Origin of the sequence: Tistrella mobilis, from assembly GCF_039634785.1 — a bacterium.
Taxonomy (GTDB): Bacteria; Pseudomonadota; Alphaproteobacteria; order Tistrellales; family Tistrellaceae; genus Tistrella; species Tistrella mobilis.
In genome coordinates this window covers 39,077-60,523 of sequence record NZ_JBBIAB010000016.1, presented here as the reverse complement: position 1 = coordinate 60,523, position 21,447 = coordinate 39,077, and the positions used below count along the sequence as shown (strand labels likewise).

Here is a 21,447-nt window from a genome sequence, read left to right as displayed (position 1 = left end):
GCCCCATGTCGACCAGTTCGGTAAGTTCCAGCTACAAGCTGTCGACGGATGCGAACGGCCGCCTCACCGTGACCGGCCTGTCGAACAGCGGTATCGATACCGACGCAGCGGTCGAGGCGCTGGTCAAGGCAAAGCGTGTGCCCATCGACCGGCTTGAAACCAAGGTCGAGACGGTCGACAAGCAGATCGCTGCGCTGAAGGAATACCAGACGCTGATGCAGAACTTCCGCACCGCGGTTGATGGTCTGCGCGGCAAGGTGACCTTCGACAAGAGCGGCAGCGCGTTCGAAACCAAGAACATCTTCCTGCAGACCTCGCGGCTCGACGGCGGCACCGCCTCCAGTGCCGCCAATCTGGTCAGCATCTCGGCCACCAATCAGGCCGAGGTCGGCGTGCGCTCGATCGAGGTTCTGCGGGTCGCGACCCAGGCCAAGGTGGCGACCGGCGCCGCCGCATCGCAGACCGCGGATCTGGGCACCGCCTTCGGGGGTGCGGCCAATTCGGTCTCGGGCAGTTTCGACATCGTCAATGGCGATGGCGCGGCGACCACGATCAACGTCTCCGGCACGGATACGCTGCAGTCGCTGCGCGACAAGATCAACAACGCCAACACCGGCACCACCAAGACCGGTGTGACCGCCAGCATCATCTCGGTCGGCGGCACCCAGAATTATCTGGTGCTGACCAATGATGCGACGGGCGAGCCGATCCAGATCGGCAACGAGACCGGCGGCGTGCTCTCCACGCTCGGCATCTCGGCCGATGGCGGCGCCACCTTCTCGAACGTGCTGCAGGAAGCGCAGACGGCGCGAATGGCGGTCGACGGCCTCAAGGACCCGTCCCGCTACGAAAGCCATCGCTTCGCGAACGACACGGCCTCGATCAAATCGCTGGTATCGACCGCGCCGTCGACCGGCAGCTTCACGCTGTCGACCGGCCTGGGCTCGGTCGCGATCAATTTCGACACCACCACCGACAGCCTCTCCGACCTCGCCAACACCATCAACGCCAATGCGGCGGCGATTGGTGTCGAGGCCTCGATCATGGATGATGGCGGCGGTGCGCGGCTGGTGCTGAAGGACACCAATGGCGGCCAGCTCAGCGTCATCGACAGCGACGGGCTGATGGCCTCGCTGGGTGTCGACAATGATCTGGTGGTGGAGCGGAGCAGCAACACGGTCTCCGACCTCTTCACCGGCATGACCATCAATCTTTATCAGGCCGAGGAAGGCACCAAGATCAACCTTCAGGTCGAACGCGACCTGAACGGCGTGAAGGATCAGGTCTACGCCTTCGTCGACGCCTATAACGAGATGCGCCGGTTCTATAACGAGCAGAACCTGACCGCAGCCGACGGCACCAAATCCGAAGATGCCGGGCCGCTGTTCGGCAACAGCGCGCTCAAGGACATGAACAGCTCGCTGCGCGACGCCATCAACGGCGATGTCGAAGGCCTGGGCATCGATTTCGCCGCCCTGTCGGCGATCGGCATCACGCTGACCTCGACCGCGACGCTGACCGATCCCCTCGACAAGGAAACGCTGCAGATCGACGAGTCGAAGCTGAACGAGGCGCTGCTCAACAATTTCGACGATGTCCGCAACCTGCTCAGCTTCCGTTTCACCACCGACAACGCCGATCTGTCGCTGGTGAGCTTCGCCTCGACCACCGGCTACAAGAATGGCGGCTACAATCTGGAAGTCACCGTCGCCGGCGGGGTGATCACCTCGGCCAAGCTCGACGGCGTCGACATGCAGGTCAGCGGCACCACGCTGACCGCCACCGAAGGCAGCGCCAAGGGGCTGAAGCTGTTTTTCCGCCCGGGCGCGGACGGCACCACCAACAGCACCTTCAGCGTCACCCAGGGTGTGGCCTCCCAGCTTTACGACGTTGCCGACAAGGCGCTCGCCAGCGAAACTGGCACGATTGCTGCACAGCTCGATACATTCGAGACCCGGACCAGCGCCTGGGAGGATCAGATCTCCCGGATGGAAACCCGCCTCGACCTGTACAAGACCCGGATCACGGCGAAGTTCCTGCGGATGGAAGAGTCGCTCTCGCAGATGAATTCGATCCTGGAAAGCCTGAAGGCCCAGGTCGATGCCATGAACCCGAACTCCAACAACTGATCCGCGGCCCTGCCACACGAGGAATAGGCCGATGAGCAACCCCTACGGCGCCTCCGCCCAGACCTATCGCATCCAGTCGGTGATGACGGCCAGCGCCGCGCAGCGCGTGGCGATGCTCTACGACCGTGCCATCACCTGGCTGCAGGAAGCGAAGGCCGCCATCGCGCGCGGTGACGTCAAGGCTCGTCACGACGCCAACAACCATGCCGGTGAGATCATCGTCCATCTGCAGGCGACGCTGGACCTGGAAAAGGGCGGGGAAATCGCCGCCAATCTGTCGCGGCTCTACCGCTTCATGCTCAACCGGATGATCCAGATCGACCTGCGCAACGACGCCAATGCCGCCGATGAGGTGATCGGCCTGCTCCGGCCCCTGTCGGAAGCCTGGCATGCGCTGGACGCCCAGATCGTCGCCGAGGCCGGTGCCAGCGGGCGGGCCTCGGGCCAGCAGGGCTATGGCCAGAACGCCACCGGCGGTGCCTATTCGCGGGTCAGCGCCACCGCCTGACCGGCCGGCCTTTCCGGAACGACACAACCCGGCAGATCCCCCGGCATTTTCTGCCGCCGGGTCGGATCTGCCGGGTATTTTTTGCCGGGTACCGTTTTTTCGCGTCCAGGGATGTCACGTCCGGGGCCCTGCCGTCGTCTGACAGGTATCAAGACCTGAATGGCCCCATGGCCTGATGACGAAACGGAGTGCCCGTCATGACCAATCTCGCCAACCTGCCCGCCGCCACATCCCTGATCGACATCCACGGCTCAAAGTCTACGGCTGCAACATCGCGCAAACTGATGGCTGCGAGCGAAGCGTTGACCGGCCCTGCCCTGCCTGCGGCCCTCGGCCATCTGATCGACCTTCACGTCTCGCGGCTGAACGGCTGCAGCTATTGCAAGCTGCTTCATCTGGCCGAAGCGCGCGAGACCGGCGTGGATGAAGCGCTGATCGCGCAGATGGGCGATCCGGCCGCCGTGGCGGCACTTGAAGATCGCCGCCTCGCCGCCGCCCTCGCCTGGGCCGAAGCCCTCACCCTGCCCTGTGACGAGGCGGCACTCGATGCCCCGCGCGCCGAACTGGCCCGCCACTGGTCGCCCGAGGAACAGGCGGCCATCACCGTGAAGATCGCGCTGATCAACGCCTGGAACCGTCTGGGGCGCGGCGCCTGGCATGTCACCGAAGCGGCGTGACCGCCGCCTCGTCAAGCCGCAGCCGCGGCACGGTGCCGGCTGAGCCGGCATCGTAGCCGGTGACCGCCACCTCGATACAGCGCAGGGCCGCGGGCCACCAGCCGTGCCAGGCATCGGGCCAGCGGGCCGGGTCGTCATGGATCACGGCATCGCCGTCGACCCTGAGCCTGAGACCGCGGGCGAAATCGAGGAACAGCAGGCTGACCGCCGGACGCTGGATCAGATTGCCCAGCGAATTGAACATGGCATTCCCCTTGTAGTCGGGGAACACCAGCCGCCGGGGGCCGGTCACCTTGACCAGGGGATCATGCGTCCCCTCCTCTCCCCGAAGCCCCGCCTCTCCCCTGGGCATGCGGCCGCGATGGGAACAGTCCGCCGCACCCGTGGCATCGACGGTTCCCAGCATGAAGAAGGGCAGTGCCTCCAGCACCGCCGCCTCGGCGGCCGGGATGGTCACCATGCGATCGGCCTCCCTGGCATTCTTTATGTCGCGAATCGAAAAAGGGCCTCCGCCACCATCACCCCGGTGTGGCGGAGGCCCGGCTGCATCACCGGATCAGGCGGCCGAGGTTTCGGCCGCGCCGGCGAGCGCCAGCTGTTCGTCCCAGAACCGCACCCAGAGGTCGCAATATTCCAGGCTGATGCGGCGGACGTGATCGAACTGATCCTCGGTGATCGCCTGGGTCAGGATGAACCACAGATCGTCCTCGTGATCGTCATCGGCCGCCTCGGCGGTGTCGTCGTCACTGACACCATGGACGTAGTAGTAGCCGTCATCGACCCCCAGACCCAGGGCACCGGTGGCCCGGCGCAGCGGCGGGCTGAACAGGATCACCTCTTCCTCGGCCACCGCCAGCAGGGCCGAGACATCGACATAGCTGCCGTATGCATCTTCCAGGAAGGACCGCACCTCGGTCGCGATCGCGGTGGGCTTGAAGGTCGCGCGGTCGTCGGCGCTGACGCCGTAATCGTCCAGCACCGCCTCGAACAGCGGATAATGGGCGCAGGCCGGGTTGCCGCGGTAATAGCCCTCGGTGTCCTTGCCCGGGCGGAAGCCGAATTCGTCGAGCACGTTCAGGGTCAGCAGGAAGCGGCCGGCCATCTTCGAAGCGGGGGCCAGGCGCGGCTCCAGCTGGCGGCTCTGCATCTGGGCGGCGAGCAGCGCATCGGTGAAGATCTGCACGATGGCGTGGCGATATTCCAGATGGATCAGGCGCATCGCGTCGTGATCGAGCACACCGCGGTTCAGGATGTCGATCGCCGGGTGGCGCGACACCGGATGCGCCGAAATCTCGCGGCGCAGCTCGGCCACGAAGGCGGCGTTCCGCGCCCATTGCTCGGGCGAAAGGCTCGCCTTCATGGCATCGATCGCCTGGCGACGGGGGGCATTCAGATCGGCTGACTTCAGGGACACCATGTCGTCCTCCCTCTTTTATCTTAGGTTGTGTTCCAAGGCATGCGAGGTCGTCACGAAGACCGGTGGGGGTCAGCGTGAGAGACCGTGTCAGCGGGTATGGCTGGCGGCGTTCAGTCGGCGGCGATCAGCCGCACGATGCGCGCCGGGCAGTTGGCATAGGCCTGGTCGACGGTCACCTCTACCAGCGCGCGGGCCTGGGGCCAGAGCGTTCCCATCTCCGCCTCGATCGCCGCCGGATCGACGGCGCGGCACCGGCCATTGACGCGATAGCGCGCCCGCCGATCAAAATCGACGAAGAGCAGGCCGATACCGATATCATCCTGCAGACAGTTATCAAAAACGTCCAGATCATCCCATGGTTGCAGGGCCATGATCAGGCGTTTCGAATCGGCGGCGCGGATCAGCGGCGGTTGCCCCGGCATGTCGTCCGGTCGAGCCTTGAAGGCCGTGACCGGACGGCCGGTGCCGTCGACGGTGGTGACGAAGACGATGGACCGGGCCTCGATGAAACGGCGCACCCCCAGGCTCAGCCGGTCGGTGACCATGTCCGAGATCTCCGCCGCCTCGTCCTCGACCCCGAACCGGCGATGCGCCTCGCGCTCGCCCTCGTGATAGACCAGGCGTGCCATCGTCTTCGCCCTCCCCGATCAGACCGATGCCCGGCTCAGAAGAAGCCGAGCGCGTTCGGGTTGTAGCTGACCAGCAGGCACTTGGTCTGCTGATAGTGCGACAGCGCCATCTTGTGGTTCTCGCGGCCGATACCCGACTGCTTGTAACCACCGAAGGCGGCGTGGGCGGGATAGAGGTTGTAGCAGTTGGTCCAGACGCGGCCGGCCTCGATCTCGCGGCCCATGCGATAGGCGCGGGTGCCGTCGCGGCTCCACACCCCGGCACCCAGGCCGTAGAAGGTGTCGTTGGCGATCTCCAGCGCCTCGTCCTCGTCCTTGAAGGTCATGACCGAGGCGACGGGGCCGAAGATCTCTTCCTGGAAGATCCGCATCTTGTTGTTGCCGAGCAGCATGGTCGGCTTGACGTAGAAGCCGTTGGCCAGATCTTCCGACAGGCGGCTGCGCTCGCCACCGGTCAGGCACTGGGCGCCTTCCTGACGGCCGATATCGATATAGGAGAGGATCTTCTCCATCTGCGCTTCCGACACCTGCGCACCGACCATGGTGTTGCGGTCGAGCGGGTTGCCGGTGGTGATCGCCTCGACGCGCTTGATCGCGCGCTCGATGAAGCGGTCATAGATCGATTCCTGGATCAGCACGCGCGACGGGCAGGTGCAGACCTCGCCCTGGTTCAGCGCGAACATGGCGAGCCCTTCCAGCGCCTTGTCGAAGAAGGCGTCGTCGCGGTCCATCACGTCGGCGAAGAAGATGTTCGGGCTCTTGCCGCCCAGCTCGACCGTGGTCGGGATCAGATTGTCGGCCGCCGCCTTCAGCACCAGCTTGCCGGTGGGGGTGGACCCGGTGAAGGCGAGCTTGGAAATCCGGGTGCTGGTCGCCAGCGCATGGCCGGCCTCGCGGCCATAGCCGTTGACCACGTTGATCACGCCGGCCGGGAACAGGTCGCCGACCAGTTCCATCAGCAGCAGGATCGAGGCCGGGGTCTGCTCGGCGGGCTTCAGCACCACGCAGCAGCCGGCGGCCAGCGCCGGGGCCAGCTTCCAGGCCGCCATCAGCAGCGGGAAGTTCCAGGGGATGATCTGGCCGACGACGCCGATCGGCTCGTGGAAATGATAGGCGACGGTGTCGTGGTCGATCTCGGAGATCCCGCCCTCCTGGGCGCGGATGCAGCCGGCGAAATAGCGCAGATGGTCGATGGCCAGCGGCAGGTCGGCCGCCATGGTCTCACGCACCGGCTTGCCGTTGTCGATCGAATCGGCCACCGCCAGCAGCAGCAGGTTCTGCTCCATCCGGTCGGCCATGCGCCACAGCAGGTTGGCGCGCTCGGTGGTCGAGGTGCGCGCCCAGGACTTGCGGGCGGCATGGGCGGCGTCCAGCGCCTTCTCGATGTCGGCGGCACCCGAACGCGGCACCCGGCAGAAGGGCTTGCCGGTGATCGGCGAAACGTTGTCGAAGTATTCGCCGCCGACCGGGGCCACCCACTGGCCGCCGATATAGTTCTCGTACTGCCCCTTATACGGGTTGTCGACGTCGAGCCCCATCTTCTTCGGCTGGATCGTATCCATCAGGTCTTCCTCCCGGAACATTCGGCGCGGCATTCCCTCGCGCGCCGTCGTTCCGGTCATCGCAACCGTCATGCCACCCGGGAATGATCAGGATAAGACCGCGGAATATCTGGAGTTTCAATCCGTCATTGCCCCGCGTCACCCGGGGCGGCGTCGCGCGATGCGACGGCCCGGCTGTCGCATGCGACGCCGCCCCTGTCGCGTTCTGCGACAGGGGTCAGATCTCGACCACCACGCGGGTGCCGACGCCCGGGCGGCTGGTGATGTCGAACCGTCCGCCATGGGCCAGGACCAGCAGGCGGGTCAGCGGCAGGCCGAGCCCGGTGCCGCCCGCCCGCCGCTGGCGGTCGGCCGAGACCTGTTCGAAGGGCTGAAGCGCGCGGGCAAGCTCCGCCTCGGTCATGCCCGCGCCGCCGTCTTCCACCACGAAACGCACCGCATGGGGCGCCGCCTCGGCCGGCGCGATGCCAAGCCGGATCTCCCCCCCCTGACTGCCATAGCGGATGGCATTGGTCAGCAGGTTGATCAGCACCTGCTTCACCCGCCGCGCATCCAGCCTGGCCTGACCCGGGGCCTGATCCGCCTCCAAGACGATCTCCACACCGGCATCGCGGGCCATGGTCGAGACGATCGACATCGCCTCGGCCGCCAGCTGGCGCGGCGAGGTTTCCACCGGGTCGATATCGATCCGCCCGGCCTGGATGCGCGACAGGTCCAGAATATCCTCGATCAGGGCCAGCAGATGGCGGCCGCTGGCCAGAATGTCGCGCGCATAGCCGGTGTAGCGCGGGTTGCCGACAGGGCCCAGCATCTCGGTCGCGATCATGTCCGAAAACCCGATCACCGCATTCAAGGGCGTGCGCAGCTCGTGGCTCATATTGGCCAGGAAGCGATCCTTGACCGCATTGGCGTCGGCAAGCGCGCGATTGGCACGCAGAAGCTCGGCCGTCCGCACCGCCACCCGGCTTTCCAGCTGCAGATTGGCGGCTTCGACCTGAAGGCGCAGATGGCGTTCCTGCTCCCGGCTGCGGCGCAGGCGGCGGAACATGACGATCGCGGACGGGATGGCGAAGCTGAAGCCCAGCAGCGAGGCGCCGGCGGCGATGGTGAAATTCTCGTCGGCAGCCGAAAGCCGCGCGGAAATCCGCTGGCCGATCTGGGTCTGCGCCAGGGCGATCTGCTGGCGCGCCAGATCGACCGCCTGCATCTGCCGCGCTTCCGCGGCCATCAGAACCTCGTCATCGGCGCGCGCCTGGCGGAGGTCGATCACCCGGTCCATGCTCCGGAACGCCTCTTCCAGCATCGCCGTCATCACGCTGCACCCGGCGCCGCTGTCGGCCTGTTCCGCCTCTGCCAGACGTGCCAGCTGACCGAAGGCGACCGGCGCGCTGCCACGGGTGCGGCGGTAGTCGTCGAGCGCCCCGGCCGTCTGCAGGCGCAGATAGCGCCCCTGCGCAACCTCCGCTTCCTGAAGCAGATGCAGCAGGCTGTCGGTTTCCCGCATCAGCGCGTCGCCGTCGGCCACCGCACGGGTCGACGAGATCACGCCGAAGCCGGCCCAGATCTGCAGGGCCAGCATCAGCGTCATCAGGCCCGCGAGCCCCGCGATCCAGATCTGCGACCCAAGGCCGGACATGCCCTTGCGGGCTGCCGCCGGATCGGCTGCGTCGCGCGCCATTTAACCTCCAGGACCGGCATGTGGTGGAGCTTTGCTTTATCCTGGATAGAAAACGACAGGAAGCATGAAGAAAGCGTTTGGAAGATGATGCCGGAACGCGAAAACTTGTGATGAAGACCCCGGTACCTGCGGATGCCATCCATCCGACGGCTTCGTCTCGATGGAATGATCATTTCCGAAATACACCCTGTGGTGCCACACCGGGTGATCCGGACGAAGGGGAGGATGAGATGCTGATGCCACGGCACGCAGACCTCGTGCGGCCGCATTGCCGGATGCGGAGCATCGCATGACCGGCGGCCTGCTCGCCCTTGCGATCAACGTCGTGGTGTCGGGGCTGTTCGCCGCCGTCTTCCTGCTGATCGCCCGCTCGCACCCGGCCTTCCGGCATCTGGGCTGGATCGCCGCCGCCTGGGGGGTGGGCACCGGGGCGCCGGCCGCAGAGGTTCTGCTGCGGGTCACCCCCTGGACCACGGTCTTATCGTTCACCGGCTATGCCTGTTTCTCGGCCGGTGCCCATCTTCTGGCACATGGGCTGGCCCGCCACTACCGTCGCACCCTGCCCCGCTGGCTGTTGCCCGCAAGCTTCGCCGCATCGCTGATCATCCGCCTGGCGATCTGGGGCGGTGAGCGCAACACCATGCCTTACGAGCTGTATTATCAGCTGCCCTTCGTCACGGCGCTGGCGATCTCCGGCGTCATCGTCTGGCCTGCCCGCCGCCGCAGCGTGTGGGACGCGATCCTGGCCGGATGTCTCTGGCTGTTCACGCTGACCTTCGCCAGCAAGCCGGTCGCCGCCATCCTGCTCGGATCGGGGGCCACCGCACGCGACTATGCCTCCAGCCACTATGCGATCTATTCGCAGGCGGCCTCGGGGCTCATCGCGCTCGGCTGCGGCATCGCGCTCATGGCCGTGGTGATCCGCGATCTGCGGGTCCGGCTGAAACGCGATCTGGTGACCGACGCCCCGACCGGCCTGCCGAACCGCCGGGGCTTCCTGGCCGGGCTGCAGACCCGGATGGATACCGCTCCGGCCGGGGATCTGCTGATCGTCTGCGAGACCGGCTGGCAGGCGGCACCGCATGACCGGATCACGGCCCTGCGCCGGGCGCTGCCGCCCACGGCGCTGCTGGGGCGGATCGACCCGCAGCGTCTTGCGGTGCTGCTGCCGGGCGAGACGGACCCCGACCGATCGGCCATCGTCCGGGGGATGATCCGCGACCTGTCGGGCGCCGGACATGATGGCGGCCTGGGAGAGGTGAGGCTTGCGGCAGGCGAGGATGCCGCCGCGGCGCTCGCCCGTGCCGAAGGCAGCCTGTTCCTGGATGCCGAGTTGCGCAAGGGGCGCCGCGGCCCGTCGCCGCAGCCCTGACGCCTTGCTCAGCGCTCGGTCAGCGCCATTTCGCGCAGCTTGACCACCGGCTTCAGCAGATAGTCCAGCACGGTGCGCCGCCCGGTCAGAATGTCGACCTGGGCGACCATGCCCGGGATGATCTCGAGCGGATGGCCATCGGGGGCGGTCAACGCTGCGCCGGTGGTGCGGACCTTGACCAGATAGCTGCTGGAACCGTCTTCCTTGACCACCGCATCGGCGCCGATGGTCTCCACCTCGGCATCCAGCATGCCGTAGACCGAATAGTCATAGGCCGTCAGCTTCACCCGCGCCGGCTGGCCCGGATGCAGGAAGGCGATGTCGGCGGGCTTGACCTCGGCATCGATCAGCAGGGTGTCTTCGACCGGCACGATCTCGGCCAGCGGCTGGCCGGGGGTGGCGACGCCGCCCTCGGTGGTGACCAGCACCCGGTTGACGATGCCCTTGACCGGCGAGCGCACCTCTGTCCGGCGGACCTTGTCGACCAGTGCGGGCAGCTGTTCGACCAGCCGGTCGTGGTCCAGCTTGGCGGTGGCCAGTTCCTCGATCGCGCGGGTGCGGAAGCGTTCGCGGGTGGTGCGGCGCTGCTGCTCCACCTCGTCGATCGCGGCATCGGCGCGGGCGACCGCAAGCCGGCCGGCCTCGATCGCGCCCTCGGCCTCGGCCAGGCGCTGTTCGGCGCGGATCCGCTCCAGCTTCGGCGCCAGACCGCGGGCGACCAGCGGGCCCAGCACGTCCAGCTCTTCCGCCGCCAGCGCGCGCCGGCGGCCGGCCGCATCCAGCGCGGCGCGGGCCTCGTTCAGCGCCTCCTGCCGCTGGCGGGACTGGGCGTCGAGCATGGCCAGGCTGGCCGCCAGTTCGGCGGCCCGCGCGGCATGGATGCTGCGCTCCACCTCGATCATTTCCGCCGGCAGATCGGGCGCGAAGGCCGGGGCCTCGAAGCGCGCCTCTGCGGCCAGACGGGCAAGCCGCGCGCGCGCCGCCAGGAAGTCGGTGCGGCTCTGCTCGTAATCGGCGCCGAACTGGGTCGAATCCAGCCGGATCAGCAGGTCGCCCGGCTCCACCCGGTCGCCGGCCATGACCGCGATTTCAGAGACGATGCCGCCTTCCAGATTCTGGGCCACCTGCACCCGTTTCGACGGCACCACCTTGCCGTCGCCGCGGGTGATCTGGTCCAGTTCGGCGACGGCCGCCCAGGTGATCAGCGCAAAAACCGCCAGACAGACGGTGACGATGATGATGCCCGGCACCGCCGAACGGCGCGGCGGCGCCTCGCCGGGAAACAGGTCGGCGACCGGATCAATCTGCATGGCCACGGAGACCTCGCCGGACGGTTGGGGTTTCACGAAGATTGGCCGGGGCCGCCCCGTCGGCGGGGGCCTGAAGTGCGGCCAGCACCTCGGCCTTGGGGCCGTCGGCCACCACCCGGCCCTGATCGAGCACGATCACCCGGTCGACCAGTTCCAGCATCGACATGCGATGGGTGACCAGGATCAGGGTCCGGTCGCCCAGATGCGGTTTCAGCCGCTTCACGAACAGCGTTTCCGAGCGCACATCCATGGATGCGGTCGGCTCGTCCATCACCAGCACCCGCGCGGGCGAGACCAGGGCGCGGGCCAGCGCGATCGCCTGGCGCTGACCGCCGGAGAGCCCCTCGCCCCGCTCGCCCAGCATCAGGTCGTAGCCGTCGGTCATGCCGCCGATGAAATCATGGACACCGGCGACGCCGGCGGCCGCCAGCATGCGTTCGTCCGAGGGCTCGTCCGCCCCCATCAGGATGTTGTCGCGGACCGAGCCGCTGAACAGCGGCGTGTCCTGCAGCACCGCGGCGACATGGCGGCGCAGCTCGTCCGGGTGCAGCTGGCGCAGATCCACGTCATCCAGCAGCACCGTGCCTTCCGACGGCGCATAAAGCCCCGAGGCCAGGCGGACGATGGTGCTCTTGCCCGAGCCGATCCGCCCCAGCACCGCCACCTTTTCGCCCGGCTGAATGATGAAGCCGGCGCGGGTCAGCGCCGGCTGGCGGCCGCGGGGATAGGTGAAGGAAACGCCGCGGAAGGTCATCCGCCCCTCGACGGTCCGGCGGGTGAGATAGCGCCGGCCCGGCTCCACCGTCGCCGGCAGGCGCATCAGCCGGTCGATCGCCCGATAGCTCTGAGCGACATGGTTGAGACGGGTGAGCAGCGTGGCGATCTGGGCCAGCGGCGCCAGCGCCCGGCCGCAGAGGATCACGCTCGCGATCAGCGCGCCGATGCTGACCGTGCCCTCACGCACCAGGAAGACGCCGGCAAAGACGATGGCGACCTGGGCGCCCTGCTGCACGAAGCTCGCAAGGTTGACCGCCAGCTGGCTCCAGAACCGGCTTTTGGACTGGATGCCGGCCTGAAGCTCCACCGCATCGCGCCAGCGCCCGGCCATGATCCGTTCGGCCCTGGCCCCCTTCACGCCTTCAAGCGAGCCCACCGTTTCGACCAGCACGCCATGCTTGGTCTGGGCGGCCTTGTGGCCCTCGCGCGCGGCACGGGCCAGCATCGGCTGGACGGCGAGCCCGGCCAGGATCACCAGCGGCACCGCCAGCGCCGGCACCCAGACCAGCGGCCCGCCGATCATCAGGATCACGCTCAGGAACAGAAGGACGAAGGGCAGATCGACGAAGGCGGCGAGGCTGGCCGAGGTCAGGAAGTCCCGCAGCGATTCGAATTCGCGCACCGTGGCGGCGAAGGCGCCGGACGATCCGGCGCGATGCTCCAGCGGGATGCGCAGCACATGGCCGAAGACCCGGCGGCCGATCCGCTCGTCGGCGGTCTGGCCGGCGACGTCGATCACATGGCTGCGCAGCATCTTGAGCAGGAAGTCGAAGACCAGCACCAGCACCATGCCCAGCGTCAGCGCCACCAGCGATTCGACCGCGTCATTGGGGATGACCCGGTCATAGATCGTCATGATGAACAGCGACGAGCCCAGCGCGAACAGGTTGATCACCGCCGCGGCAAGCGCGATCTGGCCGAAGGCCGGCCATTCCCGGCGGACCCCGCTCCAGAACCAGTGGCCGGGGCGCCGGCCCGGATGGACGGCGGCGGCCGTCCCGTCATCGTCGATGCCTGCGGTCATTCGTCATCTCCCTGACGGGCGAGGCTGAGCAGGCCGACGGCCCCGCCCAGGGCGCCGCTCGCCTCCAGCAGCCGCCAATGGGCGCGTTCGGCCTCGACCCGGCCGGACACCAGGCGCGCCGCGGCAAGGTGGTAGTCGCGTTCGACCTCGATCAGGTCGAGCAGGTCGCGCTGCCCGGCTTCGAACTCGTCGCGGAAAATCGCGCGGGCGTGCTCATTGGCCTCCAGCGCGCTCATCAGCGCGCCCAGCTCGGCGTCCCGGGCGGCACGAACCGCCACGGCCGCGGAAACGTCGCGGGTCAGCATGCGGCGGATGCGGGCGGTATCGGCCTCGGCCGCGCGCATCGCGGCGCGGGCCTGGGCCTGGCGGCCGTCGCGGGCGCCGCCGTCATAGAGCGGCAGGCTGACCACCACCCGCCCGACCAGATCGCTTTCGCGGCCGTCGTCGAAAACGTCATAGCGCCGCCCCTGCACCTGCAGGCTGAGTTCCGGCCAGTCTTCGGCATCGGCGGCGTCGACATCGAAGCGCGCGGCGCGCTCGGCATCGCGGCGGGCAGCCAGCGCCGGGCTGGTGCCGTCGATCAGCCCGATCGCCTCCTGCACCTCGCGCGGGGCGTCGGGCCGGGGCGGCAGGATCAGCCCCGCCGGCGGTTCCTGGCCATAGAGTTCCAGATAGGCTTCGGCGGCGGTGTCGAGCGCCCGGCTCTGCGCGGCCTCGGTCGCCAGCGCCTCGGACAGCCGGGCGGCGATGCGCAGCCCGTCGCCGCGGGTGCCGCCGCCCAGATCCAGACGCTCGGCGATCCGGGCTTCGAGCGCGCGATAGGCATCGGCCTCGGCACGGGCGAGATCGAGCCGGGTGCGCGCCTCCAGCACGTCCAGATGGGCGATCACCGCATCGCGGATCAGCAGGGCCGCCTCGTCCCGGTCTTCGTTGCGGGCGGCGGAGACCCGGGCGCGGGCGCCGTCGATCCGGTCGAAGGTGGCACCGCCGTCATAGAGCAACTGGCGCGCGGTCAGCACCACGTCGCTGCGGTCGTCGGAGCCGCGGATCCGGCTGTCGAGCGTGTCGACGCCGTGATCGGCCAGCCGGCGCGAGGTGTCGAGGCCGATATCGACCGCGGGATACTGGCCGGCACGGGTTTCCCCCAGCCGGCCACGGGCGGCATCGATCCGGGCCGCCGCCACCGCGCGGCGCGGATGATCGGCGGCAACGGTCAGCAGCCGGTCGCGAAAGCGCGCCCAGTCGTCCGGTGCAAGGGCGACCGGAACCGGCGCGTCGCGGAAGGCGCCGGGCAGCGGCAGCGGCGGCAGCACGGGCATGCCCGGCAGGGCCGGCTCCGCCGCCGGCGCCGTCTCGTCGACCATGGCGGATGCGAGACCCGCATCGAAGGTGAAGACCGCCGCCGCCGCGGCGCCGGCCAGCACCACCCGCCTCAGGGTGGCGCCGGCCGGGCTGCGGCGGCGGGGATGGTTCGGGGTGAGGGGAAACAGTGCCGGGGCACTCCGGTGGAAGGTTTGTCAGGCGCCAGGGTCAGGCGCCTGGGTCAGGCGACAGGGTCAGGCGCCAGGGTCAGGCGGCAGCCGGGGTGCCGAGGGCATCGTCCAGATCGTCGCGCCAGGCGGGCGCTGCATCGAAGACGAAATCCCCGGCGCCGAGATTGCCGGCATCGATGCCGGCCAGGGTCAGATGGCCGGTGACGGCACCGCCGCCGGTCCCGGTCAGCCCATCCAGATCGATCACCGCATTGCCGTCCACCGTCTGGGCGCGGCCCAGCACGTCCTCGATGGTCAGCAGGGCACCATCGGCACCGCGCAGATCACCGAGGTCGATCAGGTCGCCCTCGATCCGCGAGAAATCGGCGATGGTGACGTCCAGATCGAGCGCGCCGTCCGCCTCGCGCGGGGCGATGATGAACCGGTCGGCCCCGGACCCGCCGAACAGGTCCACCGCCTCGCCGGCCTGATGGGCGGCGACGATCCGGTCGGCGCCGGAACCGCCCGCCAGCCGGTCGGCGCCGGCCTCACCCACGATCAGATCGGCACCGGCCCCGCCGAAGACGGTGTCGTCGCCGGCACCGGGCAGGATGAGGTCGGCACCGGCGCCGCCGTCGATGGTCTCGGCCCCGTCGGTACCGAGCAGCAGATCGTCACCATCGGTCGCCCGCCAGGCCGGCACGTCGACCAGCACCAGGCCCTCGGCCTGATGGCCGGCGGCATCCTCGACCACATAGGTGAAGGCGGCGGTGCCGTGGAAATCGAGCGCGGGGGTGATGGTGATCGCGCCGGTCTCGGGGTCGAGGGTCACGACCAGCTCGCCCGCCATGCTCTCGGGCACACCGACCGAGACCAGTTTGAGCGCGCCACCCGCGGCATCCAGCGTGATGTCGTTGGCAAGCGGATGGTCGTCATCGGCCGCCTCGACCACCAGGCTCTCGCCGCGCGCCACCACATAGAGATCGGCGCCGGCCACCAGCTGCGCATCCGGATCGGCGACATCCGGCAGCACATCGGCGAGGCGGATGATCAGATCGTCGAGCCCGTCGCCATAGCGCGCCGCCAGCCGGTCGAGTGCCGACGCATCCGCCGTGTCGCCGGCAAGCGCCGCGATTTCCTCGGGCAGCACATATTCGGCCAGCAGCGCCGTCGCCCGTGCGCTGGCGGACAGCGGATCGGCCGCCATCTCGCTCGCCAGCCGGTCGTTGACCGCGGCCAGCGCATCGGCCAGACGGGCGATGTCGGCGGTGTCGGCATCGGTTCCGGCGGCACCGGCCAGCAGATCGCCGATCAAGGCGGTGTCGGTGAGGTCGATCGGGTCGCCGGTCTCGATCTCGGCGCCCAGCAGGTCGAGCGCCCGATCGGCGGCCGCCATGTCGGTGACGCCGTCCTGGATCGCCTGGAGCGCGGCGAGGGTTGCATAGACCATGTGGCCCTGGGCGAGTACATCGCGGGCAAGGGCGTCTTCGGCCCCGCCCAGCGCCGCCAGCGGATCGAAGGTCGCAAGGTTCGTGCCCTCGGGCAGGCCCAGCGCCTTCAGCAGTTCCGCGGCATCGCCGGTCTCTACCAGCAGCGTGGTCAGGGGTGTGACGACCTCGGCGCCTTCCGGTGCCATCAGCCGGCCCATCACCGCGCCGGTGGTGGTATCGATGCCGCCCTCGGTGACGATCTGGCCGTCGCGGCCGTCGATCTTCACCCGGCCATCGGCATCGGAGACGTCGCCCTTCTCACCCTCGTCGCGGATGCGGTCCCCGTCGGCATCGAGGAAGGCCTCGGCACCGGCGATCTGGTCCTTGACCAGCCGGGCCTCGGTGGCGCCGGCCGAGGGCAGCGGGCCGTCATTGTCCGACGAGCAGGCGGCGAGCGCCAGGGCGGCGAGCGCCACACCGCCCAGGCCCATGCCGCGGTTTTCGATGAAGCGCATCAGCCGCCGGCGCAGCTGGCGACGCAATGCGCCATGGGCCGCCGCATCGGCGACCGGTGCGGTGGCGTTCAGGAAGCCGGCCCCGGACAGGGGTGCGGCACCGGGAAGCCGAAGCTCCCCGGTGCCGTCGTCCAGGCCCAGATCCGCGAGAGACGGGATCGTGGCGAAGGTCATCTCGTGCCCCCCGCTCACGCCGCCGCCGCCGCGGCGACCAGATCCTCGTCGAAGGCGCCGTTCGAGAAGACGAACATGCCTGCGTCCAGATCCGCTGCATCGAAGCCCGCGATCGTCAGCGAGCCTGCAACCGCCTCGCCACCGGTGGTGGTCAGACCATCGAGCGCGATGACCGCATTGCCGTCGACCGTCTCGGCCATGCCGACCACGTCGTCCAGCGTCAGCACCGCACCATCGGCACCACGCAGGCCCGACAGGTCGATCATGTCGCCTTCGATGGTCGAGAAGTCGGCGATGATGCCCTCGACATCGATGCCCTCGTCCTCACCGGCCGAGAGGCCGAAGACGTCGGCGCCCGAACCGCCGAACATCACCACCGTCTCACCGGCCTGATGGCCGGCGGCGATGATGTCGTCGCCCGAACCACCCGCGAGGTTGTCCTCGCCGGCATCGTCATAGAGCTGGTCGTCGCCCGCGCCGCCCAGCACGGTGTCGTTGCCGGCACCGCCTGCGATCACGTCGTCGCCGGCACCGCCGTCGAGCACGTCGTCACCGGCACCGCCCGCGACCTTGTCGGCGCGGCTGCCGAAATCGATCTCGTCATTCGAAGCCGACAGGGTCAGCACGCCGTCTTCCACGGTGAAGGCGCGATCGCCGAAGGCGATGACATCGGCCTGGACCCGGGTCTGCGCGCCGGTCTCCAGATCGGTGATCACATAGGCCGGGGCGTCGGCGTCGAAGGCCGCATCGCCCGCCGCCAGCAGGCGGTTATAGAGCGAGATGTCGAAGGCGTTCATCGTGGTGATCCCGATCTCGGAGGGGTCGAGGTCGAGCATCACGGTGTCGCGGCCTGCGCCGCCGATCGCGATGTCGGCACCGCTGCCGGTCGAGATCATGTCGTCGCCGCCGACGCCGACGATGATGTCGTCACCGGCCGCACCCGCCATATGGGCGTCGCCGCCCTCGACCGCCTGGAAGCGGTCGTCACCCGCGCCGCCTTCGGCCGCACCGACGATCTCGACGGTGACGGTCGAGCTGTCGGTGTTGCCGGCCTCGTCGGTCGCCACGATCTCGAAGCTGTCGGTGGTGACCTCACCCGGATCGAGCGCGCCCAGCACCGCCGCATCGGCCTGATAGCTGTAGCGGCCGTTCTCGTCGATCTCCACCGTGCCCTTCTCGGGGCCTTCGCCGGCCGAGAACACCGGCAGGTCGCCGTTCAGGTCGACGGCCAGCGGGGCTGCGATGTTGTAGAGGCTGGTGGTGCCGCTCACCTCGTTGGCGACGATCAGCTTGGCGACGCCGTCAGCCGAGTCAGCTGCCGCGATGTAGAGCACGCCTTCGGGGCTGACATCGCCGTCGCTGCGGATCATGTCGAGGAAGGTGACGTTCTCGGGGTCGGTGATGTCGAACACCATCACCGCGCTCGAACGCTCAAGGCCGATGAAGGCCAGCGTGCTGGCGCCGTAGTGGCCGACGGTGACACCCTCGGGCTCGGGGCCCTTGTTGTCCGAACGGCCGTCGTCCCAGAGTTCCGGATAGCGGGCGGCGATGATCTTCTCGATCGAGGCGCCGCTGTCGAAGACCATCTCGCCCTTGTCGTTCAGGATCGAGAAGGACCGCGCACCATAGGCATAGAGGGCGTCGTAATCGCCATCGCCGTCGGTGTCGCCCAGCTCTTTGGTGACGGTCAGCCGGCCCAGATTGTCATCGGCCTGCAGTTCGTCGGCGTTCGGGAAGGCGGTCGGGTCGAGATCCAGGTCCTTGACCCGCTCTTCCTCGGCATAATCGCCCCATTCGCGGGCATCGCCCTCGTTGGCGATGACCAGATAGGTGCTGCCATCGGTGCCGGCATAGGACGCGATCGAATCCGGCATATACATGCCGAAGACCGGGTGGTTGGCGATGTTGATGCCGTCGTCACGATCCGAGGCGTCGAACTCGTTGCCGGCCAGCGAATGGTCCTTGTAGCCGAGCGGCACGATCTCGGTCACGACCGGCGCATCGCCCGACAGGTCGACGATGGCGATCGCGTTGTTTTCCTGCAGGGTGACATAGGCGGTCTGGCCATCGGGCGCGACCGCGATGTATTCCGGCTCCAGATCCTGGGCAACCGTCGAGCCCGGGCCGAAGATCCGCACGCCGGCATCGCGCAGCGCGTCGATCTGGTCGTTGAACTGGGTGAAGCCGGCAGTCTGGACGGTGCCCGAGGCCAGGTCGATCACGCTGATCGAGCCTTCCGGATCACCGACGGTGTAGTCCTCGGGCTCGCCCTCGTTGGCGACCAGGATCCGGGTGCCGTCGGGGGTGAAGGTCACCATGTCGGGCAGCGAACCGACCGTGTAGCGGCCGATCTCGGCGCCGTCGGTATCCATCACCACCACGGTGCCGGGCTGGGTCTTGTCTTCGGCGCCGACCGCGACCGCGACCATCCCGTTCTTGACCGAGACCGAATTGGCGCCGCCGAGTGCCGAGAGATCAACGCCGCCCAGAACCGTGCCGGTCGCCGCGTCGATGATGTCGACACCGTTCGGGCCGACCGCGAAGACACGGTTGCTGGCCTTGTCATAGGCGACGATTTCCGAGGCACCGGCGGTGGTGTCGGCGCTGCTGGTGGTCCAGACATTATGCGCGATCACCGATCCCTCGGCGACGTCGTCGCCCGAGACGGTGATGCTGCGATCGGCCGCGACCGGGCGGCTCTCGATATCGGTCTGCACCGCAAGATCGACGATGCGGGTATCGTCCGAAACCGGCGTCTCGGCCTCGCCGAAGGCGGTGCCGCCATTGTCGACATTGTGCTCGTCGAGCAGGTATTCGGCGAGCGCATCCTGCTCGCTGCCCGGGGCCGCGAAGCTCGCATCACCGGCCGCGACGTTGTTCTCGTCCAGCGCCACGACATTGGCGAAATCGGGATCGGCCTCGGCGAATTCCGCGAAGGGATAGCCGTCGCCGCCTTCCTGCATGAAGCCCAGCGTCACGACCCGGATCGGCCGCGAGGCATCGCCCTGCACCTCACCGCCCGAGACGATGGTGTCGACCACCTCGCCCGCCTCGTTGACGATCTGCAGCGTCTCGATGCGGTCGCCGGCGGCGCGCTCGGGATTGAAGGCGAAGGTCATGCCGCCGACCTGGGCGAACTGGCCCGGGGTAGCGCCGTTGCCGCTGGCGGCGACCGCATGTTCCATCACCGCCTTCAGCTGGGCGGCGGTCAGGGTCTGCATCGACAGCGTGTTGTTGAAGCGCAGCGCATTCTCGATGTCGAGCTGCGAGATGTCGCCCGCGTCCTTGCCGGCCACCGGGTTGGCCTGGGGCGGCAGGGCGGACACCTGGCCGGTCGCATCGTCGACCACGACCTCGCCGATGCCGGCGCGGATGCCGCCGCCATTCTTGATCGAGACCATCACGGTGTCGTCCACCTCACGCGCCGCCGCCAGATTGGCATCGGCCGAGAGATTGCCCAGATTGGTTTCCTGGGTGCGGACATCGGCGCGATCGCCGTCGAGATAGACGTCGGTCTGGCCGAGGATGTTGCCGTCCTTCTCGACCACCACGGCCTCGACTGCGTCGACCAGATCGTCGACCAGATCGCCCTTGGTGCCTTCGGCGAAGGCGGCATCCAGATCGCCGTCCCAGGCGGCGGCGACATTCTCTTCGGTGCTCGCGACCGGGCCGTTATCCGGGTTGGTCACGCTCTCTGCGATCACCTTGCCCTCGTCGTCGAACTCGACGATCAGGCGGCCCAGATAGGAATACTCGCCGTCGGTCGACACCACGACCGCGGTATCGCCATCGGCATTGGTGGTGACGATCGGGTAGCCGGCAACCGCCTCGTCGCCCGGGTTCAGCACGTCGTCCTCATTGGCGAGGATGGTGTCGGAACCGCCGGCGATGACCACGTCGACGCCGTGCAGCAGCTTCACCAGCTCCTGCTCCAGCGCGATCTGCTGCAGATGGCTGACGAGAACGACCTTGTTCACGCCCTGGGCGATCACCTCGTCGATGACCGGCTGCAGCACCCTGGCCAGCGCCGCCATGTCGTTCTGATCGGTGCCGATGGTGTCGACACCGCCCGGCGAGGAAATGGTGCCGAGAACCGGGGTGGTGGCGCCGACCACACCGACGGTCTCGACGATGCCGGTCTCGGGGTCGGTGACCTCGATCAGGGTCGCCGGCGCGATCTTGGGCGCGGTGGTCGAGGTCGCCGACTGCTCGGGGCCCGTCGCGAAGGCATCCGAGGTCAGGATCTCGCCGGTATAGAGGCCCCGCAGGCTCGAATCGCCCGAGAAGTCCAGATTGGCCGAGAGATAGGGGAACTGGGTGCCGACCCAGCCGTCATCGGCGACGCCGTCGGCCGCACCGAAATTCGGGGTCAGCAGACCACCGACCGTGCCGGTGCCGAGGTCAAACTCGTGATTGCCGAAGGCCGAAGCGTCGAAGCCGATCACGTTCATGATCGAGATGTCGACCCGGCCGGCGCCGGCGCCGAGACCGGCATAGCCCTCGCCATCCGCCAGGTCGTAAAGGTCGTTATAGACCTGATCCAGCACGCCGCTTGCGCCGAAGGACGGGTCGGCGGCCGCGTTGAAGAACGGGCCCGACAGATAGTTGTCGCCGGCGGACAAGGTGATCGAATAGGCGTAGTCGTCTTCGAAGGCATCGACCAGCGCCGCAAAATTCGCGGCACGACCGATGGCATCGACGCCACCCTCAAGGTCAGAGGCGTGCAGGATCTGGAGCTGCATGAACCGTATCTCCGGCTTGCGGACCGGTGCG

The 21,447-nt window shown here is 68.2% G+C and carries 14 protein-coding genes; 4 read left to right on the top strand and 10 right to left on the bottom strand.

The features are described from left to right. Nucleotides 1–5 precede the first annotated feature (5 nt). The 3 genes from fliD (at nucleotide 6) to WI697_RS20165 (ending at nucleotide 3,314) form a co-directional block, all read left to right on the top strand. Nucleotides 6–2,129 (top strand): flagellar filament capping protein FliD, encoded by a 2,124-nt coding sequence (gene fliD, locus WI697_RS20175; protein WP_345959716.1) that lies wholly within the window; start codon nucleotides 6–8, stop codon nucleotides 2,127–2,129. Nucleotides 2,130–2,160: 31 nt separating this feature from the next. Continuing rightward, nucleotides 2,161–2,637 carry a flagellar export chaperone FliS gene (fliS, locus tag WI697_RS20170; protein WP_345959715.1) on the top strand — a complete coding sequence of 159 codons (477 nt, stop codon included), beginning with the start codon at nucleotides 2,161–2,163 and terminating at the stop codon, nucleotides 2,635–2,637. A 197-nt stretch (nucleotides 2,638–2,834) separates the two neighbouring features. Next, the gene (locus tag WI697_RS20165) at nucleotides 2,835–3,314 is read left to right on the top strand and encodes a carboxymuconolactone decarboxylase family protein (RefSeq protein WP_345959714.1); all 480 of its coding nucleotides are present in this window, start codon (nucleotides 2,835–2,837) and stop codon (nucleotides 3,312–3,314) included. Here WI697_RS20165 and WI697_RS20160 read toward each other — a convergent pair. From WI697_RS20160 to WI697_RS20140, 5 genes are all read right to left on the bottom strand, one after another. Continuing rightward, nucleotides 3,298–3,774 carry a pyridoxamine 5'-phosphate oxidase family protein gene (locus WI697_RS20160; protein ID WP_345959713.1) on the bottom strand — a complete coding sequence of 159 codons (477 nt, stop codon included), beginning with the start codon at nucleotides 3,772–3,774 and terminating at the stop codon, nucleotides 3,298–3,300. The two genes, WI697_RS20165 and WI697_RS20160, sit on opposite strands and share 17 nt — an antisense overlap. A 96-nt stretch (nucleotides 3,775–3,870) precedes the next feature. Then, nucleotides 3,871–4,728: a hypothetical protein gene (locus WI697_RS20155; protein ID WP_372021112.1), complete on the bottom strand. Its 858-nt coding sequence runs from the start codon at nucleotides 4,726–4,728 to the stop codon at nucleotides 3,871–3,873. Between the two features lie 113 nt (nucleotides 4,729–4,841). After that, nucleotides 4,842–5,360, bottom strand: a complete 519-nt coding sequence (locus WI697_RS20150) for a hypothetical protein (RefSeq protein ID WP_296718925.1) — start codon at nucleotides 5,358–5,360, stop codon at nucleotides 4,842–4,844. Between the two features lie 35 nt (nucleotides 5,361–5,395). Continuing rightward, nucleotides 5,396–6,922 carry an acetaldehyde dehydrogenase ExaC gene (exaC, locus tag WI697_RS20145; protein ID WP_041605524.1) on the bottom strand — a complete coding sequence of 509 codons (1,527 nt, stop codon included), beginning with the start codon at nucleotides 6,920–6,922 and terminating at the stop codon, nucleotides 5,396–5,398. Between the two features lie 217 nt (nucleotides 6,923–7,139). Next, on the bottom strand, nucleotides 7,140–8,600 hold the full coding sequence (locus tag WI697_RS20140) for a sensor histidine kinase (protein WP_345959712.1): 1,461 nt from the start codon (nucleotides 8,598–8,600) through the stop codon (nucleotides 7,140–7,142). Between the two features lie 289 nt (nucleotides 8,601–8,889). Here WI697_RS20140 and WI697_RS20135 point away from each other — a divergent pair, with 289 nt between their 5' ends. Next, the gene (locus WI697_RS20135) at nucleotides 8,890–9,972 is read left to right on the top strand and encodes a GGDEF domain-containing protein (protein WP_345959711.1); all 1,083 of its coding nucleotides are present in this window, start codon (nucleotides 8,890–8,892) and stop codon (nucleotides 9,970–9,972) included. Between the two features lie 8 nt (nucleotides 9,973–9,980). Here WI697_RS20135 and WI697_RS20130 read toward each other — a convergent pair whose 3' ends face one another. The 5 genes from WI697_RS20130 to WI697_RS20110 form a co-directional block, all read right to left on the bottom strand. Continuing rightward, nucleotides 9,981–11,282, bottom strand: coding sequence for an HlyD family type I secretion periplasmic adaptor subunit (locus WI697_RS20130; RefSeq protein ID WP_062770008.1), 1,302 nt, complete (start codon nucleotides 11,280–11,282; stop codon nucleotides 9,981–9,983). Continuing rightward, on the bottom strand, nucleotides 11,272–13,083 hold the full coding sequence (locus WI697_RS20125; RefSeq protein ID WP_062770011.1) for a type I secretion system permease/ATPase: 1,812 nt from the start codon (nucleotides 13,081–13,083) through the stop codon (nucleotides 11,272–11,274). Before WI697_RS20125 ends, WI697_RS20130 begins: the two co-directional genes overlap by 11 nt. Beyond that, nucleotides 13,080–14,507, bottom strand: a complete 1,428-nt coding sequence (locus tag WI697_RS20120) for a TolC family protein (protein ID WP_345959710.1) — start codon at nucleotides 14,505–14,507, stop codon at nucleotides 13,080–13,082. The genes WI697_RS20125 and WI697_RS20120 overlap by 4 nt, the downstream gene beginning before the upstream one ends. A gap of 145 nt (nucleotides 14,508–14,652) precedes the next feature. After that, the gene (locus WI697_RS20115; RefSeq protein WP_345959709.1) at nucleotides 14,653–16,674 is read right to left on the bottom strand and encodes an Ig-like domain-containing protein; all 2,022 of its coding nucleotides are present in this window, start codon (nucleotides 16,672–16,674) and stop codon (nucleotides 14,653–14,655) included. Between the two features lie 14 nt (nucleotides 16,675–16,688). Further along, complete coding sequence (locus WI697_RS20110) at nucleotides 16,689–21,416, bottom strand: choice-of-anchor I family protein (RefSeq protein WP_345959708.1); 4,728 nt, start codon at nucleotides 21,414–21,416, stop codon at nucleotides 16,689–16,691. Nucleotides 21,417–21,447: the final 31 nt, after the last annotated feature.

Bases quoted from the DNA above. Each gene is read 5' to 3' on its own strand.
- fliS (WP_345959715.1), top strand. From the start codon at position 2,161: ATGAGCAACCCCTACGGCGCCTCCGCCCAGACCTATCGCATCCAGTCG.
- WI697_RS20115 (WP_345959709.1), bottom strand. From the start codon at position 16,674: ATGACCTTCGCCACGATCCCGTCTCTCGCGGATCTGGGCCTGGACGAC.
- fliD (WP_345959716.1), top strand. From the start codon at position 6: ATGTCGACCAGTTCGGTAAGTTCCAGCTACAAGCTGTCGACGGATGCG.
- WI697_RS20110 (WP_345959708.1), bottom strand. From the start codon at position 21,416: ATGCAGCTCCAGATCCTGCACGCCTCTGACCTTGAGGGTGGCGTCGAT.
- WI697_RS20165 (WP_345959714.1), top strand. From the start codon at position 2,835: ATGACCAATCTCGCCAACCTGCCCGCCGCCACATCCCTGATCGACATC.
- exaC (WP_041605524.1), bottom strand. From the start codon at position 6,922: ATGGATACGATCCAGCCGAAGAAGATGGGGCTCGACGTCGACAACCCG.
- WI697_RS20135 (WP_345959711.1), top strand. From the start codon at position 8,890: ATGACCGGCGGCCTGCTCGCCCTTGCGATCAACGTCGTGGTGTCGGGG.
- WI697_RS20125 (WP_062770011.1), bottom strand. From the start codon at position 13,083: ATGACCGCAGGCATCGACGATGACGGGACGGCCGCCGCCGTCCATCCG.
- WI697_RS20150 (WP_296718925.1), bottom strand. From the start codon at position 5,360: ATGGCACGCCTGGTCTATCACGAGGGCGAGCGCGAGGCGCATCGCCGG.
- WI697_RS20160 (WP_345959713.1), bottom strand. From the start codon at position 3,774: ATGGTGACCATCCCGGCCGCCGAGGCGGCGGTGCTGGAGGCACTGCCC.
- WI697_RS20130 (WP_062770008.1), bottom strand. From the start codon at position 11,282: ATGCAGATTGATCCGGTCGCCGACCTGTTTCCCGGCGAGGCGCCGCCG.
- WI697_RS20140 (WP_345959712.1), bottom strand. From the start codon at position 8,600: ATGGCGCGCGACGCAGCCGATCCGGCGGCAGCCCGCAAGGGCATGTCC.